The sequence below is a fragment of the Leisingera sp. S132 genome (genome assembly GCF_025144465.1).
GTDB lineage: Bacteria > Pseudomonadota > Alphaproteobacteria > Rhodobacterales > Rhodobacteraceae > Leisingera.
In genome coordinates, this window is the sequence record NZ_CP083558.1 from 38,354 (window position 1) to 55,376 (window position 17,023).

The 17,023-nt window shown below is 67.0% G+C and carries 15 protein-coding genes; 6 read left to right on the top strand and 9 right to left on the bottom strand.

Annotated elements, in window-relative coordinates; genetic code table 11:
- Positions 1–9 precede the first annotated feature (9 nt).
- Positions 10–855, bottom strand: a complete 846-nt coding sequence (locus K3725_RS21945; RefSeq protein WP_260019064.1) for a universal stress protein — start codon at positions 853–855, stop codon at positions 10–12.
- A 180-nt stretch (positions 856–1,035) separates the two neighbouring features.
- Between K3725_RS21945 and K3725_RS21950 the strand changes: the two genes are divergently transcribed.
- On the top strand, positions 1,036–1,443 hold the full coding sequence (locus K3725_RS21950; protein WP_260019065.1) for a universal stress protein: 408 nt from the start codon (positions 1,036–1,038) through the stop codon (positions 1,441–1,443).
- Here the strand turns inward: K3725_RS21950 and K3725_RS21955 are convergent.
- The 3 genes from K3725_RS21955 to K3725_RS21965 are packed head-to-tail and all read right to left on the bottom strand — an operon-like array spanning position 1,440 to position 6,250.
- A complete protein-coding gene (locus K3725_RS21955) occupies positions 1,440–2,564 on the bottom strand; it encodes an ABC transporter permease (protein ID WP_260019066.1) in 1,125 nt (374 codons plus the stop codon). The genes K3725_RS21950 and K3725_RS21955 overlap by 4 nt on opposite strands.
- Positions 2,565–5,258, bottom strand: coding sequence for a ribosome-associated ATPase/putative transporter RbbA (gene rbbA, locus K3725_RS21960; protein ID WP_260019067.1), 2,694 nt, complete (start codon positions 5,256–5,258; stop codon positions 2,565–2,567).
- Positions 5,255–6,250, bottom strand: coding sequence for an HlyD family secretion protein (locus K3725_RS21965; RefSeq protein WP_260019068.1), 996 nt, complete (start codon positions 6,248–6,250; stop codon positions 5,255–5,257). Before K3725_RS21965 ends, rbbA begins: the two co-directional genes overlap by 4 nt.
- A 174-nt stretch (positions 6,251–6,424) precedes the next feature.
- Here K3725_RS21965 and K3725_RS21970 point away from each other — a divergent pair, with 174 nt between their 5' ends.
- From K3725_RS21970 to K3725_RS21990, 5 genes are all read left to right on the top strand, one after another.
- Positions 6,425–6,841, top strand: a complete 417-nt coding sequence (locus K3725_RS21970) for a cytochrome c (protein ID WP_260019069.1) — start codon at positions 6,425–6,427, stop codon at positions 6,839–6,841.
- A gap of 235 nt (positions 6,842–7,076) precedes the next feature.
- Positions 7,077–9,179, top strand: coding sequence for a dynamin family protein (locus K3725_RS21975; RefSeq protein WP_260019070.1), 2,103 nt, complete (start codon positions 7,077–7,079; stop codon positions 9,177–9,179).
- Complete coding sequence (locus K3725_RS21980; protein WP_260019071.1) at positions 9,176–10,111, top strand: dynamin family protein; 936 nt, start codon at positions 9,176–9,178, stop codon at positions 10,109–10,111. Before K3725_RS21975 ends, K3725_RS21980 begins: the two co-directional genes overlap by 4 nt.
- An 86-nt stretch (positions 10,112–10,197) precedes the next feature.
- The gene (locus tag K3725_RS21985; RefSeq protein ID WP_260019072.1) at positions 10,198–10,563 is read left to right on the top strand and encodes a hypothetical protein; all 366 of its coding nucleotides are present in this window, start codon (positions 10,198–10,200) and stop codon (positions 10,561–10,563) included.
- Positions 10,564–10,602: 39 nt separating this feature from the next.
- On the top strand, positions 10,603–11,391 hold the full coding sequence (locus tag K3725_RS21990) for a hypothetical protein (protein ID WP_260019118.1): 789 nt from the start codon (positions 10,603–10,605) through the stop codon (positions 11,389–11,391).
- Between the two features lie 39 nt (positions 11,392–11,430).
- On the opposite strand, the gene K3725_RS21995 is transcribed toward K3725_RS21990, so the two are convergent.
- The 5 genes from K3725_RS21995 to K3725_RS22015 form a co-directional block, all read right to left on the bottom strand.
- Positions 11,431–12,750, bottom strand: a complete 1,320-nt coding sequence (locus tag K3725_RS21995) for a hypothetical protein (protein WP_260019073.1) — start codon at positions 12,748–12,750, stop codon at positions 11,431–11,433.
- Between the two features lie 2 nt (positions 12,751–12,752).
- Positions 12,753–13,703, bottom strand: coding sequence for a PP2C family serine/threonine-protein phosphatase (locus tag K3725_RS22000; RefSeq protein ID WP_260019074.1), 951 nt, complete (start codon positions 13,701–13,703; stop codon positions 12,753–12,755).
- The gene (locus tag K3725_RS22005) at positions 13,687–14,514 is read right to left on the bottom strand and encodes an FHA domain-containing protein (RefSeq protein ID WP_260019075.1); all 828 of its coding nucleotides are present in this window, start codon (positions 14,512–14,514) and stop codon (positions 13,687–13,689) included. Before K3725_RS22005 ends, K3725_RS22000 begins: the two co-directional genes overlap by 17 nt.
- 141 nt (positions 14,515–14,655) lie before the next feature.
- Positions 14,656–15,753, bottom strand: a complete 1,098-nt coding sequence (locus K3725_RS22010; RefSeq protein WP_260019076.1) for a LysM peptidoglycan-binding domain-containing protein — start codon at positions 15,751–15,753, stop codon at positions 14,656–14,658.
- 83 nt (positions 15,754–15,836) lie between these two features.
- Positions 15,837–17,000: a transporter substrate-binding domain-containing protein gene (locus K3725_RS22015; protein WP_260019077.1), complete on the bottom strand. Its 1,164-nt coding sequence runs from the start codon at positions 16,998–17,000 to the stop codon at positions 15,837–15,839.
- Positions 17,001–17,023: the final 23 nt, after the last annotated feature.

A 17,023-nucleotide genomic window follows, 5' to 3' on the forward strand; every position in this document is an offset into this window, starting at 1 on the left:
CGTCAGAGATCAGTGGGCAAACAGCACCGGCAGCTCTGTCTGCTCTATCATCGTGCGGGTGGTGCCGCCAAACACGGCCTCGCGCAGGCGGGAATGGCCGTAGGCCCCCATCACCACCAGCCCGGCCCCGGCCTCGCGGGCGCGCTGCAGGATTGCGTGGCCGACGTCCTGGCTGCCGCCGGGGAATTGCGAGACGGTCACATGGCAGCCGTGATGGCAGAGCCAGACGGCAGCATCGGTGCCCGGGTCCTCGCCGTTGCGCTGATCGGAGGCGCTGGTTTCAAAGCAGCCGATCACGACCTCGTCAGCATGGCGCAGATAGGGCAGAGCTGCATGGGCGGCGCGGGAGGCGGCAAGGCTGCTGTCCCAGGCCAGGAAGACGCGGTTGCAGCTGGCAAAGGGCGAGCCGTTCACGATGACCGGAACCGGCGCCTGGAAGAGCAGCCCGTGCAGGGCCTCGCGGAAGACGTCGTCGCGGTCCCTGAGGTCATCGGCAAACTGCGCGGTATCGCAGGTTTTGGCCCGCTGGGCGCACAGCAGCCGGATGTCCGCGCCGGCGCTGACCGCATAGTGCACATCGCCGGAGCAGGTGTTGCGGGTGAGGAGATCGTTCACCTCTGCGGCGCGGGTTTTTGCGGCCTGCTGGGCGTCCCGCAGATGATCAACCCAGTCCGCAGGCATCGCGGCCGCGCCGAAACCCGTCGCACTGTACACGAAGTAGGGCCTGGCGGGCAGGCTGTCCAGCAGCAGGCAGGCGAGATAGGCGTCCTCGGCTTGTGCCGCTTCGGCGGCGGCGGTGATCGTTGCGTCGCTGGTGTCTGTGGCAATCACGTAGAGAGAGGTTTGGCGTTGCATGGCGGGCCTCCGGGAACGGGTTCGCGGCTGGCGGGGTGCGTGCCGCGTTCTCCAGTAGATCACCTGCGCCGGCGGGCGCCATGATCCTGATCAATCCGCTGCCGCAGCGGCGGCGGACCTGTGTCAAGGCAGGCGGGCGGGAACCGGCGTAGACTCGGGCCGCATCAGTGGAGGACTGAGATGTACAAGCATATTCTGGTTCCGATTGCCCCGGATCACGGTGCCAATACGGCCCGGCCGCTGGAGGCTGCCCGCCTGCTGGCGGACAGCGATGCCAGGATCACCGCGCTGACCGTGGCCGATGAGATCCCCGGCTATGTGGTTCAGCAGCTGCCCAAGGGTCTGCTGGAAGGCACCCGTGCAGAGATGCTGGCAGAGCTGAAGGCGGATCTGGGCGGGGTGAAAGACGTCAAGGCGGATGTGGTCACCGGCCATGCCGGGCGCACGATCACCGATTACGCGGACACGCATGGCGCCGACTGCATTGTCATCGCCTCGCACCGGCCGGGCCTGCAGGATTACTTCCTTGGCTCGACCGCGGCGCGGGTGGTGCGCCATGCCAAATGCACCGTTGTCGTGCTCCGCTAGCCGTCCTGCGCGACTGAGCGGCGGAACAGCACCAGGCTGGTTGCCAGCAGGGCCGCGCCCAGCAGCGCCATCCACAGGAATTCGGGCCAGACGGTCTGAAACCCTGCGCCCTTGAAGACGATGGCTTGGCTGGCGGCCATGTAGTGGCGCGAGGGCAGCAGCGTGGTGGCAGCCTGCAGCCAGGCGGGCTGGCTTTCCACCGGGGTTTCGCCGCCCGACAGCATCAGCATCGGCAGGATGGTCAGCATCACCAGCAGCGCAAACTGCGCCATTGAGCGCGCGACCGTGGCCAGGAACACTCCCAGCGCGGTGGCGGTGAACAGGAACAGCGCGGTGCCGCAGAGGAACAGCAGCTTGGACCCGGCGATGGTGATCTCCAGCACGCCCTGCATCACAAAACCCAGCGACAGCGCTGCCGCAACCAGCACCACCGCGGCGTTGGCCCAGATCTTGGCCACAGCGATATCGAAGGGCGAGAGCGGCATCGCCAGCAGGTGCTCAATGGTGCCGTGCTCGCGCTCGCGGATCATCGCGGCGCCGGTCAGGATCGTGGTCAGCCACATGATCTGGCCGATCAGCGCGTTGATACCGGCAAAGCGGACGGTGTCGCGGTTGGGGTTGAAGGCGCTGCGGATGATGATGTTCAGGGGCTGCGGCACGGCCAGATCGGCGCCGATGGCAAAGCGGCGGATCTCGGTGCTGAGGATGCTGGTGATGTAGCTGGCGCCGATGCCTGCCTGTTCCATCGCGGTGGCGTCGATCAGCACCTGGATCTCCGGCACGCGGGCGGCGCGCAGGTCTTTTTCGAACCCGGGCGGCACGGCGACCACGAAAAGGAAATCGCCCGCATCCATCCGGGCCGCCCCGGTGCCCGGTTCAATCTGGGCAACAGGCTGGAATTCGGGCGGAAAGAACGCCTCCGCCAGGGTGCGCGACAGGGGCGAGTTGTCCTCATCCGCGAAGGCGATCGAGGCGTTGTTGACTGAGGTGGCGACCCCGGTCGCCTCCATCACCGGCGCCAGGGTGAAGGACCAGGCCAGAAGCGCCATCATCACCCAGTCGCGGCGCAGGCTCATCATCTCCTTGAGGCCGAGCCAGAATATGCAGGAGAGCCGCCGCATCTATTTCTCCTGCGCCCGCAGGGCCAGTGCGGCCAGCAGGGTGAGGGCCGGCCCGAAGCAGGCCAGCGCCAGGATGTCGGGCAGCAGCGCCTCCCAGCCCAGCCCCTTGGTGAAGGCGCCGACGTTCAGGTGCAGGAAATAGGACGACGGCCACAGCGCGCCGATGGTCTGGGCGCCGGGTTCCAGTGTCGAGACCGGCTGCAGCAGGCCAGAGAACTGGATCGTCGGCACCACCGAGGCGATGGTGGTGGCAAAGGTTGCCGCCACCTGGCTGGAGGTCATGGTGGCGATCAGCAGCCCGTAGGAGGTGGCGGCCCAGACGTAGAGCAGCGCGCCAAGGGCCAAGGGCAGCGGGTCTCCCTTGAGCGGCACCTTGAAGACCGCGATGGTCATCGCCGCGAGCAGCAGGAAGTTCACATAAGCAATCACGATATAGGGGATCTGCTTGCCGATCAGGAACTCCAGCCGGGTGGTGGGCGTCACGTAGAAATTGGTGACCGAGCCCAGCTCCTTTTCGCGCGCGACGCTGACCGCCATCAGCACCGCGGGCAGCATGATCAGCAGGATTGCGGGCATTGCCGGCGCCATGGCGGCGATGCTCTCGAAGCTCTGGTTGTAGCGGAACCGCGGCTCTATCCGGGCGAGTTCGGGCTGGCGGGTGCCGCTGGCGGCGGCCTGTGCACTGAGGAAGGACTGATGCAGCCCGGCGGCGTAGCCCTCCACCGTTTCGCCCTTGAAGGGGATGGCGCCGTCAACGACGGCCAGCACCTCTGCCGGTTCATCCGCGCGCAGCTTGCGGCCAAAGTCAGGCGGCAGTTCGATCACCAGCGAGACCTCGCCCGAGACCAGGCGGCTGCGGCCTTCGGCGGCGCTGGACAGGGGCGGGGTGGGGCGGAAGTAGCGGGAGCCGGAAATCTCCGCCAGGTAGGCGCGGCTTTCGGGGCTTTGCGACAGGTCGAGGGCGGCATAGTCCAGTTCATCAATGTCCAGCGAAATGCCAAAACAGAACACCAGCATCAGGATCACCGAGCCAAGGAAGGCAAAGGCGAGGCGCACCGGGTCGCGCAGCACCTCCACCGTTTCGCGCCGGGCATAGGCCAAAGCGCGGGTGAGGGAGCCGCCTGCCGGGGCGGTGCCTGCATGCACGGCGGTTTCCGGGGCCGTGACCGGGGCAGGGGGGTCGGCGGCCTTGAGGATGGAGACAAAGGCCTGCTCCAGCGTGTCCGCAGCCTGCGATGCCATCAGCTGCTGCGGCGTGCCTTCGGCCAGCACCTTGCCCGCGTGCATGAAGGAAACCCGGTCGCAGCGCTCCGCCTCGCCCATGAAATGGGTGGAGACAAAGATCGTCACGCCCTCGCTGCGCGACAGCTCCAGGAGCAGCGCCCAGAACATGTCGCGGGCCTCCGGATCGACGCCGGAGGTCGGTTCGTCCAGGATCAGCACCCGCGGGCGGTGGATCACCGCAACCGCCAGCGACAGCCGCTGCTTGATGCCAAGGGGCAGGGCGGCGGCCAGGGAGGCGCTGTGCGCCGCAAGGCCGAAGCGCCGGGTCAGTTCGGCGACCCGGGCCGCGCGATCCTTGATCCCGAAAATGCGGGCGTGCAGCTGCAGGTTCTGCTCCACGGTCAATTCGCCATAAAGCGAGAAGGCCTGGCTCATATAGCCGGTTTCGCGGCGCATGGCGCGGTTCCTGGCGTCCACCGGCCTGCCGAACAGCTGCGCCTCGCCGGAGGTGATGGGCAAGAGGCCAGTGAGCATTTTCATGGTTGTCGACTTGCCGCAGCCGTTGGAGCCGAGAAAACCGAAGATTTCACCGCGGGCAATGCTGAAATCGACGTGGTCAACGGCGGTGAAATCGCCGAAGCGGCGGGTGAGGCCGCGGGCGGTGATGACCGGCTCGCCGCTGTGCGCAGCCTCGGGCTGATCCGGCCCCGGCGGCGGTTTCCCTTCCGCGCGCAGCTGCCGGTAGGCGGTCTCGAGGTCTCCGGCCCCGCCCCGCAACTCTTCCGGCGGGCCCTGGTACAGCACCCGGCCTGCATCCATGGCGACGATCCAGTCAAAGCTCTGCGCCTCCTCCATATACGCGGTGGAGACCAGCACGGTGAGGCCGGGGCTTTGCTCCCGGATGGCGCTGATCAGCGCCCAGAACTGGCGGCGCGACAGCGGGTCGACGCCGGTGGTCGGCTCATCCAGCACCAGCAGCTTGGGGTCGTGGATCAGGGCGCAGCACAGCCCCAGCTTCTGCTTCATGCCGCCCGACAGCCTGCCCATCAGCCGGTCTTCAAACGGCGCCAGCCCCGTGGCGGAGAGGAGTGATGCAATGCGTGCCTCGCGCTCTGCCGTGCTTTGGCCGAACAGACGGGAGAAGAACTCGAGGTTTTCGCGCACCGAAAGCTCGGGGTAGAGGTTGCGGCCCAGTCCCTGGGGCATGAAGGCAATCGCGGGGCAGATGCGGCGCCGGTGCGCGGCATTGCCGATGGGGCCGCCAAGGACTTCTATGGCGCCTGCCTGCAGCTTCTTGGCGCCGGTGATCAGGCCCAGAAGGGTCGACTTGCCAACCCCGTCCGGGCCGATGAAGCCCACCAGCCGGCCCGGCGGCAGGTCCAAGGAGATCCCGTCCAGCGCGATGTGCTTGCGGTAGCGGTGGCTGACGCCTGCGATTCGCAGGCCGGGAGTTTCTGCGGCGGCAGTCATTCGAACAGCTCAGGCGGGATGCGCCGCTCCAGCGCTTCGGGCCAGGGGCTGTCCGGATCGAGCCGGATCACGGCGATGCCGCGCAGGCCGGTTTTCACATGTTCGATCCGCGCCGCCACCAGATCCTGCGGGATGCGGACGCGGACGCGGAACACCAGCTGCTCGCGTTCGCTGAGGGTTTCCACCTGTTTGGGGGTGAACTGGGCCTCTGGCGAGACGAAGGTGACGGTGGCGGGAATGGCGTAATCGGGCAGGGCATCCAGCACGATGCGGGCCTCGGCGCCGATCGGCAGAAGACCGGCCTCGCGGGCGGGCAGGAACACCTCCATATAGATGTTTTCCAGGCTCAGGAGCGTCAGGATCGGGCCGCCGGCGCCGACCACCTCCCCCGGTTCGGCCAGCCGGTACAACACCCGGCCCGGCACCGGCGCGGTGAGGGTGCTGTCCTCGATCTGCGCGGCGATCCGGCGGACCTCTGCCTCAGCGGCCGCAATCCCGGCCTCCGCTGTGGCGACCCGCGCCTTGGCCGCGCCCAGCACTGCCTCGGCGACCTGGTGGGCGGTGTCGCGTTCTTCAAACAGGGTTTCGGAAATGTTGTGCCCGGCCAGCAGGGCAGTGGCGCGGTCCAGCTCATGCTCTGCGCGGCGGTGCTCGCTCTGGCGCTGGACCACCAGCGCCTCTGCCTCGGCCTTGGTCTGGCGCGCAAGCGCGGCTTCGGCGGTGGCCCGGTCATGCGCCGCCGCCAGCTCATCCGTGTCCATTTCGACCAGAATGTCGCCCGCCGCCACCAGGCTGCCCTCGGCGGCCAGCACCTTGGCCACCCGGCCGGCCCGGGCGGCAGCGATCTCAACCTGTTCGGCTTCGATCCGGCCGTTGCCCTGAACGAAACCATCGGGCAGGCCCGCGCCGTTGTCCGCGGCGATCAGATACGCGGCGGCCGCCGCAAGCAGAATGGCAGCCGCAGCCAGCAGCGCACCGGCAGTTTTGGTCATGGCAAGGCCTCCCGTCCTGTTGCGGCACCTGCAGAGCCTAGTCCGGTCCGGAACGGCCCGCCTTGCTCTGGGTCAAGTCTGCGCCGCCGGTTTGCCGCTATCATCACGTCACGGGCTGCGGGTGCCGGATTCGGACCGGGCGGCGCAGAGGATCCGGAGCAAGGGAGAACGGCGATGCTGATGCGGCTGGCAGTAACATTTGCAATGGCAGCAGGCCCGATCTGGGCGCAGGAGTCCGGGGCCGGTGAGGGGCGGGACCTGTTCCTGTATTTCTGCGCCGAGTGCCACGGCAAGGACGCGGCCAGCCAGGGGCCGATGGCGGAAATGATGGCGCTGCAGCCGCCGGATCTGACCGGGCTGGCGGCGCGCAACAACGGCGCATTCCCGGTTGAGGCGGTGGCCAAGCAGATTGACGGCCGCCAGCCGGTTGCCGCCCATGGCGACATGCCGGTGTTCGGCCCGTCGCTGGACGAGAACCAGTATGTGGCCCTGGCGCTGCCGAATGGCCAGCCGATGATGGTGCCGCAGGCCCTGGGCAGCCTGATCACCTACCTGCAATCGGTGCAGCAAGGCGGGAGCGGGAGCGAATAGCCCCGCGTCCCTTGCGGATGGCCGGCACAGCACACTGGCGAGGCTCATAATCCGCCCGGCACTCCCGTAAAAAGTTAAAAAAGTCTGAATATTTTACGCAAAGACAAGTTGTCGGCCACGGTCTGCCGCAATTTTGCCTTTGATGGCTGATTGTTCGTTAACCAGAAAACAAAGAAGGCAGCTTTGACCGCGAATTCATTCGTTGCACGCACAGACCGACAAGGAAATTACCACTATGGATGAGACACCCGACTGCCAGCCGGCTGGCCTTGGACGTTTTCCCTTTTTGCGTAACGGCCATGACAGCCTGGACGGGCTTGCAGGCGAGATTGTGGAGCTGAAGGACCTGCTGCTGGACATTCAGGCGCTGGAGGCAAAAGGCAGCCGCAGCCAGATCGCCCGGCAGCTGAAGGAACTGGACGAGTTCAAGCCCAGCGTCACGATGATCGGGCAGATCAAATCCGGCAAGACCTCGCTGGTCAATGCGATGGTGGCCCGGCCCGGGCTGCTGCCTGCTGATGTGAACCCCTGGACCTCTGTTGTCACCTCGCTGCATCTGAATGCCCCGCGCAAGGAGGGCGACCCGGTGGCCTCCTTCCAGTTCTTCAACGGTGACGAGTGGGACCATCTGGTCTCCAACGGCGGCCGGATCGGCGAACTGTCGATGCGGGCGGGCGCCGATGAGGAGCTGCAGAAGATCCAGTTGCAGATTGCGGAAATGCGCGAAAAGACCCGCAAGCGGCTGGGGCGGCGGTTTGAGCTGCTGCTGGGCCAGAAGCATGATTACCGGCATCTGGATGACGACCTGATGCAGCGCTATGTCTGCCTGGGCGACGATTTCGAGATGGCGGGCAGCAGCGACCAGCAGGGCCGTTTTGCCGATATCACCAAATCCGCCGACCTGTTCCTGCCGCTGCCCTCGCTGCCGGTGCCGCTGTGCCTGCGCGACACGCCCGGCGTCAACGATACCTTCCTGATGCGCGAGCAGATCACCATCAAGTCGCTGCGCAACAGCCGCCTGTGTGTGGTGGTGCTGTCCGCCTCGCAGGCGCTGAGCTCGGTCGATATGGGGCTGATCCGGATGATCTCCAACGTGCGGTCGGAGGGGATCGTGATCTTCGTCAACCGGATTGACGAGCTGTCGGACCCCGCGACCCAGATCCCGGACATCCGCGACAGCATCCTGACGACGCTGGAAAAGATGAACGGGCCGGAAAACCCCAGGATCGTTTTCGGCAGCGCGTTGTGGGCCAATGCGGCGCTGGCGCCGGACACCCATCCGCTGAGCGGGGACAGCGCCGCTGTGCTGCGGCAGTATGCCGGGCCGGAGGCAGGCGCCGACGGGCAGGATGTGCTGAGCGATGCGGCGCGGATGTGGCAGCTGTCCGGCGTGCCGGAACTGTTCGAAACCATCGGCGCGCGGATTGCCGAAGGCGCCGGCGCGCGGCTGCTGTCCGAGGTGCGCCAGCGGGCCGCCAACCAGGTGTCCAGCATGAAGGCGGCCTCGACCGTGGCGTCGATGCGGATCGACGGCAACCGGATTTCGGTGATTGAGCCCGCCGCGCTGAGCCAGCTGCTGCGGCGGCTGGAGACCGTGAGCATGGCGCAGATGGATACCGCGCTGGACCAGGTGTTCGCCACCTTCTCCTCGCGGGTGGACCAGGCGCATAACAAGTTTCTGGAGCGGGCGGTGGCCTCCCTGCTGCAGCATCTGGAGAACTACGGCGAGAACGAAACCTGGCAATATACGCCGGACGGGCTGCGGATCCTGCTGCGCTCCAGCTACCAGGTGATGCGCAAGAACCTGATGGCGGCCTGCACCCAGGTCTACAGCGATGCGGCCTCGGCGATCCATGACACCTATCAGCAGGCGGTTTCCATTCAGGTCAGCGATTTCCGCATTGCGCCCGCGGCGGTGCCCGAGGTGCCGCCGCCGGTGGCGATCGGCGCCACCATCGCGCTGGACCTGCAGACCTCCTGGTGGAAGGGCTGGTGGCAGCGCCGCCGCGGATACCGCGCCTATGCCAGCGGCTATTACGACCTGATCAAGGCGGAGACGGCGCCGATCATCCACGAGCTGAAGGAACAGCAGGCGGCGGAGATCCGGCAGGACGCCCGCGAGCGGCTGATGGCGTTCTTCACCGAGCAGCGGGAGCTGCTGATGGACGTGGCCGAGAAGACCCGGATCAGCATGAATGACTTGAATAACCTGTTCGGCATCAATGCCCAGCAGGAGCGGGCGGAGCTGTTGGAGCTTCTGCTCAAGGAACTGGCATCAGAGGACGCGGAGCCGGTCGCAGAACCGGCCCGGGCAGCACGTAAAGGAGCCGCGGCATGACGAACCCGCAGCCATTGGACCGCAAACCCCGGGTCGCCATCATGGGCGAATTCAGCGCGGGCAAAAGCACCCTGTCGAACCTGCTCTTGGGGCGGCGCATCCTGCCGGAGAAAGTGACGGCAACCCGGCTGCCGCCGGTCTGGATCACCGAAGGAGAGGCGCCACCCGAGCGCAAGGCGCTGGACGGCAGCCTGCATCCGGTCTCGCTGGAGGCGCTGGAAGCGGTGCCGCTGGAAGAGACGCTTTATGTGCAGATCAGCTGCGAGGCGCCGGTGCTGGAGGAATGCGACCTGATCGACTTTCCCGGCATCTCCGACCCCAACATGCCGCCCGAGGTCTGGGAACGGATGCTGGCAGAGGTGGACTGCGTGCTGTGGTGCACCCATGCGACCCAGGCCTGGCGCCAGTCGGAGGCGGCGGCCTGGGGGCTGGTGCCGGAGATGGTGCGCCAGCGCAGCCTGCTGCTGATCACCCGGTTCGACAAGCTGACGACGCCGCTGGACAAGCTGCGGGTGCAGACAAGGGTGTCGCGGGAGACCGAAGGCCAGTTTGCCGGCGTCTGCCCGATCTCGCTGACCCAGGCGCTGGACGCGGACCCGGAAAGCGCCGCATGGGAAACTTCGGGCGCGCAAGGATTTGCCGCGGCGCTGGAGACCATCGTGACAGCCGCCCGCGACGGCAGCGCGCCTGCGGTGGCAGCACCCGTCCCCGCTGCCGCTGCCCAGTTGGTGCAGCCGGTGCAGCAACCCGCAGCGGCGGAGCCGGCGCCAGCCGCCCAAGGCACGCCCCAGGCGGCCAGCCCGCAGGAGGGGCAGCCCGGCCGCGTCATGCCGCGCCGGGTGCGTCCGCAAGGCGCCAAGCGCACGCCGCGCCCCGATGCGCGCCGGGATGCGGATCTGGCCGCCCTGCGCAGGGAATTGCTGGAGAGCTGAAAAAGAGGCTTGTAATCCCGGGCCCGTTGCGGTTGTGAATTGACCTGCGGGCCGGGCGGAACCGGCCCATCAGGCAGGGGCGCATTATGACGGTATCGGAAGAACTGGACAGTCTGCACGCTCAGTTTCCCGCCTGCGGGACGGTGGCCTATGCGGACCTGGCTGCGGGCATGGTGCTGGTGGCCAACAGCCAATCGCCGCTGGACCGCCATGCGCTGGATGCGCTCTGTGCCCAGGCCGGCTGCCTGCTGGGTGAAAACAGCGCGCCGCCCCTTGGGGCCGGGGCGCCTGCCTTTGCGCTGGCGCGGGAGCCGGGCCGGGTGATGCTGGCCTTCAAATCGCCCCTACAGCCGACCGATGCGCTGCTGTGCCTTGCCGCGCCGGATCTGGATCTGGGCGCGTTTCAGGCCGCCGCCCGCGACTGCCTGGCCCGGATCACCGCAGATGGCTGACGGACCGGCGCACCACGACCTTCGAACGGGAATTTCAAAGTGACTCACGACGACGCAATTGCCGGCAACCTGGCGGCCCTCGGCGCCCGGCAGACCGTGTTCCGGGATGGCAGACGGGTTCTGTCCAACGGGCTGTTCCCGCCGCCGCTGCCCGCCCTGCTGCAGGAAATCGGCACCACGGTGCTGCAGCGGCAGCTGACCTTCCGCGCCGGGGCCAGCGCGCTGTCCTTTGTGGTGTCCGAACGGCGGCTGATGGCGCTGGTCTCTGCCAGCAGCGATCTGGAAGAGGTGCAGCATCTGGCCGGCCAGGGCCTGTCCCATGACCAGCCGGAGGTGCTGGAAGCGGTTGCCGCGGCCATGGTGCGGCTGGCGCAGGCCGAAGACCCGCTGACGGTGGAGACCGCCTTTGCCGCGCCCGGCAGCAGCCCGGCCGGGCTGGGACTGCCGGCCGCGATGCTGGAAGAGGTGATGGAGCTGGACCCGGGCGAGCAGGACCGGCCGATGGAATTTTTCATCGAGGCTGCCGCCGGGATGTATTCCGCCTGTCTGCTGCACGCGGGCAGTGCCTGGCTGGGCGGCGGCGAGGATGCAGCGGTGCTGGCCGCGCTGCAGAAGATTGCCGATGCGCAGTGGGAGCGTTTCCAGGCGTCCTATGCCAAACATGCAGCGCTGACGGAAACGCCGCGGCTGATCTCGCTGGGTCCGGTTCTGGACGGCGGCGAATGCGTGTCCGTGGTCTGGGCCGATGGCGAATGCGCCCTGTTCGCCCATGGCGAGGCGGATCTGGCCGGGCTGCACGGCATCTGGCAGCGGGTTTTCACCCTGTAAGGTGAAAACCCATTCTGTTGCCGCGCAGCTTGGCCGTCCTCAGGCGGCGAGCTGCGCCTGCATGTCCCGTTTCAGCTGCAGCAGGATGCTGGTGGCATCAAACAGAGATGTGCCGTCCTGTTCCACCTGGATCAGCTGAATGAGGTCTTCCGCTTCCGAGACCGCGCCGCGGATCTCTGTCAGTGCGTTGCCGCCGTTGCCGCCATACTCCTCAAAATGGCTGTCCAGCCATTGCACCGACTTCAGAGCGGTGCGGATCAGCTGGCTGCTGCTGCTGCCGGAGCCGTCCTGCAGGGCCTGGCCCATGCTGCGCCCCTGCGCGGACAGGTAGTCCAGCGCCTGATCAAAGGCCTGCCGGGTGTCCGTGCTGAGCGCCGCGTCCTGCAGTTCCGCGGAGTCTGCGGCCGCCACGGGCGCCTCTGCCACCGGGGCAGGGCGGTCCGGTGCAGGTGTTTCCGCCGCAAGCGGAGCGTCCGGCTCTGCCTGGAGTGCCGCCGGGGGGGGCGGTGCGGCGGTGTCCTCTGCCGGAGCGGCGGCTGCGGGCGCGGGGGCGTATTTCGCCAGCAGCACACCGGCCTGATCCAGCGCCGCCTGCCGCCGCAGCTTCACCTCATGCATGATGGCGGAGATCAGCGCCTGGCCGCCGGAGCGGCGCAGCCGGTCGCGGTCCACCGTGCCATCGGGCGCCCTTGCGGCCTGTGCCTCCAGCGCGGCCAGCGGCAGGATGCCGTTGAAGTGTTCGGAAGCGGCGTCCTGAACAGCTGCCATTGCGGGGGCCAGCCGGTCCTGGGCCGCCAGCGCATCCGCCTTGGTCACCAGAAGGAAAGCGCCGTCCTTCATCTGTTCCGGCGCGCGCGCCCAGGCGGCCTGTTCAGCCGGGGTGAAATCCTGGGTGCACCACAGGGCAATGCCGGTCCGCCCCGCGGCCCAGGGCACTGCGCGTTCCAGTGCGGCGGCATCCGGAGCGGAAATCTCCAGGAGGCTGATCTGGTTCAGGGCGGGCAGGGGCAGCTGCGCCTCGGCAAAGACCGCACCCCGGGCGGCCAGCGCGCCGGTGTCGAAGCCGGGCAGGCTGAAGCGGCTGCCATCCGCCAGCACCCCAGCACAGGCCGCGGTTCCGCCGCCGCTGATCTGCAGGGTGGGCAGAGCAACACCCGCCGGGATCACCTGGCTGCCCAGCAGCAGGTTGGCGACGCTGGACTTGCCCGAACCGGACAGGCCGAACAGGGTGACGGCCACCGGTTTTTCCAGCCGCTCCAGCAGCGTCCCGGTGCCGGCCTGCAGGCGGGCCGGGATCCGGCCCTCTGCCAGTGCGTGCCGCAGCGATGCGGCCGCGGCTGCGGTTTCCGCTTGGGTCATGCCTAGCGCCCTTTCCCGGCCAACCGGACCACCTTGGCATCCTGCTCCGGCAGGGGCGGCCCGTCATAGGAGTTGCTGTTCATGGCCACCACGCGGGTTGCGCTGGCCGATTGGTCGCCCACCAGGTCAACCGGCTTGCGGCGCATCTTGCGGGTCACCGGCTTGTTGTGGTTGAGCTTGATCACCGCAAAGGAAATGTTGTCCTGATCCGGGTCCGCCAGATCATCCAGCGCCGCCAGCAGCCGTTCGACGATTTCCGCGCTCTTGCGGCGGCGGTACTTGTGCAGGATCTTCTCGATGCGCGCGTCCTCGAGGAACTGCAGCCCGTCGCTGGAGACAACCACCAGATCGCCGACCTCCAGCCGGAACGGGGCCTTGGGGCAGTCGGTGCGGGTCACCCGGTCGCCCAGGATCACAGAGGTCAGGCAGTTGCGGTCGGGATGGTCGCGGCCGGCTTCGGCGTCCAAGAGGCCCGCCTTGACCATCATGTCGATCTGCGGCGCCATCGAGTGGTCCTCGTTCAGCTGCTGCAGCTTGCCGCCGCGCATCAGATAGAGCGGCGAGTCGCCGATCGACAGCCAGTACAGGCGGTCCTCGATCATCACCACCGACACCAGGGTCGCGCCCATGCCGCGGACGCTGGGATTGTCCTGGACATATTCCTGCACGCAGGTGTTGGCCTCTGCCGCGGCGTGGGTCAGGTGATAGGGGATCTGCTTTTCGTATTCGGCGAAGTTGACGCTTTCGAACTTCAGCTTGCTGAAGGCCTCGGTCACCACCATCTTGGAGGCGACATCGCCGGCCGCGTGGCCGCCCATGCCGTCCGCCAGGATGGCCATGCCGATGTCGGTGCCCGCCGGAAAGTCGGTGATGATGGCGTCTTCCTGGTAGTCGCGCGCGCCCTGGCAGATGGCGGCGGCAACGTCAAAGCGCGGTTCAGGCGATTTCCACATGGTCCGCCTCCTGCCCGCCAGCGCTGGTCCAGTTGAAGTCTTTGCCGCAGAGCGCCATGAAGCGCAGCGTGGTTTCGCCCAGGCGGATCAGGTCGCCGCTTTGCAGAACCTCGTTGCTGATCACCGGCTGGCCGTTCAGGCGCACGATGTTGCTCTTGCCGCCGTGGCCCAGGTAGAACTGCGAGCTTTCGGGATCAAAGACGATGGCGGCATGGTTGCTGCGGGAGATCGCGGTGTCGCCGAAATCCAGCGCAACCGCCTGATCCTCGCCGCGGCCGATGGCCGACATGCCGGCCTTGAGCGTGAAGCTCTCGCCATAGCCCGGGCCGTCAGCGACCACGATCCAGCCCACCGGGAACTTGGTGTCGCGGACCGGGGCAGCGGCGCCGGTGCTGTCGAACAGGTTGACGACATCGCCGTCGGAGGTGTCAAAGCCCAGGAGGCGGGTCTTGGCGCGGCGCTTGCGGGCCGGGGCGGCGCTGACATGCGCGGTCAGGTCGGGCAGGTCGCCGCCGGGCTGGGGCATCTGCGCCGCCGCGCCAGCGGGCGGGGCAGCCGGGGCGGCGGCGGCCGGGTCCAGGTCCCAGATGCCGGCTGCCGGATCCGCCGCGGCGGGCGCGGCTGTGTCCGGCTGGCTGTCTGCGGCCGGGCCTGCCTGCGGGTCCAGATCCAGTTCCACGGAGCGGGTGTGCTGGGCGACGGCCTTCAGCACTTCCTGCTGCATCGTCTCGTCTGCGACCTGCAGCCTTTCCATCGGGGCGGGCTCAGAAAGCGGGTCCTGCCGTCCGATAAGTTTTCCGAAAAATCCCATGTCGTCTGCCTTTTTTGGTTGTTACAGGCGTCCGTGCAGTCACGGCAGGCGCCCGGTTTTCCCTATCTGCGGAGAGCCGCCCGTCCGCGGCCCCTGCGGCCTGCCATGCCCCCGCTACCGGGGGCATGGCGGTTGCCCGGATCAGCTGCCGATCTTGTTGAACTCGGCCAGGCTGTCGGCGATGATCGCGTACCATTCGCCGCTTTCGCGCATCTCGTTCAGGCCCTTGTTCAGAAGGGTCAGATAGACGCGGCCGCGCGGGTTGGTCTTATGCGTCACGAAGTGGATCGCCTGCAGTTGCGACAGGTTGGAGTTCAGCTGCACCTTACCTTCTGCCTCGGCAACTTCGCGGACCGCGGCATCGCCTGCTTCGAGGTCCAGCAGCGCCATGTCGGCCTCGCCGGTCACCAGCTTGCGGATGCATTCAACCGCAGAGGACGGATGCACCAGGGAGATCACCGGTTCCACCAGGCCCTCGCCGGACAGCTCAGCCAGGGACCAGCCTTCGGGGCGGCAGATCTTGGCGCCGGCGTAATCCGCATAATCCTTGATGTTGGCATAGGGGTTGTCGGCCATGGTCCAGTGGGCGGACACCGATTCATAGATCGGCAGCGAGAAGTTCAGCTGGGTGCAGCGGTACTTGGTGTCGGCGTCGGTGTTTTCGAGGTTGGAGCAATCTGCCGGCTTGTACCAGGCGATCGACACGTCGAAGGCGCCGAGCGGCAGCAGGGTGTCGAAATGGGCCTTCCAGTCGTCCACGAAGCTGAGGTTGTATTCACGGTCGTTGCCGCCGCGGTTCAGTGCAGTTGTGGCCAGGCGCACCAGCATGCCGCCGCCCTTGAGGCTTTCGCCGGTGAAGGGTTCCCAGCCGTTGCCGGAGACCATCTTGATCGGCGGCTCATAGATGCTGGACTTGGCCCGCTTGGCCTGTTTTTCCTCTTCCTGCGCGATGATGTCGGTGACATTGCTGTCGGCGGTCAGGCGGCCGTCTTCACAGGGGATCTGCAGGACGGTGCCGGCCTCCAGGCTGTTGGGGTTGGAAATCGCGTTGCGGTTGGCGTTGAAGATCATCTGATAGTCAAAGGAGCCATAGGCGGCCTGGGCGATTGAGCCGAGGCTGTCGCCGTCCTGCACGGTGTAGGGGGCACAGGCCTCCTGCGCGGCTGCCGAAGTGGAGATGAACAGGGCGGCGGAAACGGTGGTTGCGCTGTATTGAACCAGGGATTTGATCATCGACATGAGAGTTAGTTCCTTTTCAATGGGGCACCGCCGTTGCGCGGGGGGCTGCTGGCAGTGGGTCAAGGTTGCTGTTGGGGGGTAGGTCAGTTGGTGAGGGTTCTGATTTCGCGTTGCAGAGCTTTGGAGACGATGGCGTACCATTCGCCGGAAACGGACATGTCCTTCAGTCCGCTGTTGAGCAGATCCAGGGTTTCCTGGGCCCGGGGGTGATCCTTGTGAACGATGGCGTGCAGGGATTTCACCTCGCCAAGGTTCGGGTTCTCCTTGATCTGGCCGGCCAGGCCCATGGTGGCGAGCGTGTCGCTGGCAACCAGGGTATCGAGGGCGACCACATCGACAGCGCCGGCGGCCAGAGCGGTAAAGCACTCCGCGATCTGGACCGGGCGGTAGAATTTCACGGTTTGCTCCGTCAGGCCCGCGGTATCCAGATGGGCCATGGAATAGCCCTCGGGGCGGCAGATCCGGGTGCCCATCAGCGCGCCGTAATCAAAAGCGGCGGCATAGGGGCTGCCGGTGGCGGCAAAGAAGCCGTCGACCACTTCATAGAAGGGATCGGAGAACCGGTAGTTGTCGCAGCGGAACTTGTCGCCGGCGGACAGCAGGCCATAGTCGCCGCAGTTGGGCTTCAGCCAGGGGAAGGAGCCTTCGAACGCCATGGCAGGCAGCAGGGTTTCCAGATGCGATTCCCAGTCGTTGACAAAGGTCACCGAGACCTCGGTCTCCGGCGCGGCGCGCAGGGCGGCGGTTTCGATCAGCTGGGTGAACATGCCGCGGCCGGGCAGGTCCTCGCCGGTGAAGGGCGGGAAATCATTGCCGGTGATCAGAACCATCGGTTCCGGTGCGGCTGTGGCCGCCGGGGTCTCTGCGGGCACGGCCTCTGCCGCGGCGGTCTCTGCTGCCGGGGCTTCTGCGGCAGCGGTCTCCGCAGCTGCTGCCTCCTGAACCTCCGCAGCAGGGGCCTCAGCTTCCTGGGCTGCGGACACATCACCCGGCAGGCTGCCGTCGGCGCAGGGCAGGACCAGCTGCATGCCGATTTCAATGATGTTCGGGTTGCGGCCGATGACAGCGCTGTTGGCGTCGTAGACAACCCGGAACCTGGAATGCCCATAGGCCTTCTCGGTGATTTCCCGCAGGTTGTCGCCGGATTTGACCTCGTACACCTGGCAGGCTTCCTGAGCCTGGGCAGACTGTCCGGCAGCCGCGATGGCGATCAGGGAAGCCCCCATAAATTTAGCAGTATTGCGCATTAAATCTGTCCTTCGTGGGTCAG

Excerpts from the sequence above, each read along its gene's own strand:
- K3725_RS21945 (WP_260019064.1), bottom strand. The coding sequence starts at position 855 with ATGCAACGCCAAACCTCTCTCTACGTGATTGCCACAGACACCAGCGAC.
- K3725_RS21950 (WP_260019065.1), top strand. The coding sequence starts at position 1,036 with ATGTACAAGCATATTCTGGTTCCGATTGCCCCGGATCACGGTGCCAAT.
- K3725_RS21955 (WP_260019066.1), bottom strand. The coding sequence starts at position 2,564 with ATGCGGCGGCTCTCCTGCATATTCTGGCTCGGCCTCAAGGAGATGATG.
- rbbA (WP_260019067.1), bottom strand. The coding sequence starts at position 5,258 with ATGACTGCCGCCGCAGAAACTCCCGGCCTGCGAATCGCAGGCGTCAGC.
- K3725_RS21965 (WP_260019068.1), bottom strand. The coding sequence starts at position 6,250 with ATGACCAAAACTGCCGGTGCGCTGCTGGCTGCGGCTGCCATTCTGCTT.
- K3725_RS21970 (WP_260019069.1), top strand. The coding sequence starts at position 6,425 with ATGCTGATGCGGCTGGCAGTAACATTTGCAATGGCAGCAGGCCCGATC.
- K3725_RS21975 (WP_260019070.1), top strand. The coding sequence starts at position 7,077 with ATGGATGAGACACCCGACTGCCAGCCGGCTGGCCTTGGACGTTTTCCC.
- K3725_RS21980 (WP_260019071.1), top strand. The coding sequence starts at position 9,176 with ATGACGAACCCGCAGCCATTGGACCGCAAACCCCGGGTCGCCATCATG.
- K3725_RS21985 (WP_260019072.1), top strand. The coding sequence starts at position 10,198 with ATGACGGTATCGGAAGAACTGGACAGTCTGCACGCTCAGTTTCCCGCC.
- K3725_RS21995 (WP_260019073.1), bottom strand. The coding sequence starts at position 12,750 with ATGACCCAAGCGGAAACCGCAGCCGCGGCCGCATCGCTGCGGCACGCA.
- K3725_RS22000 (WP_260019074.1), bottom strand. The coding sequence starts at position 13,703 with ATGTGGAAATCGCCTGAACCGCGCTTTGACGTTGCCGCCGCCATCTGC.
- K3725_RS22005 (WP_260019075.1), bottom strand. The coding sequence starts at position 14,514 with ATGGGATTTTTCGGAAAACTTATCGGACGGCAGGACCCGCTTTCTGAG.
- K3725_RS22010 (WP_260019076.1), bottom strand. The coding sequence starts at position 15,753 with ATGTCGATGATCAAATCCCTGGTTCAATACAGCGCAACCACCGTTTCC.
- K3725_RS22015 (WP_260019077.1), bottom strand. The coding sequence starts at position 17,000 with ATGCGCAATACTGCTAAATTTATGGGGGCTTCCCTGATCGCCATCGCG.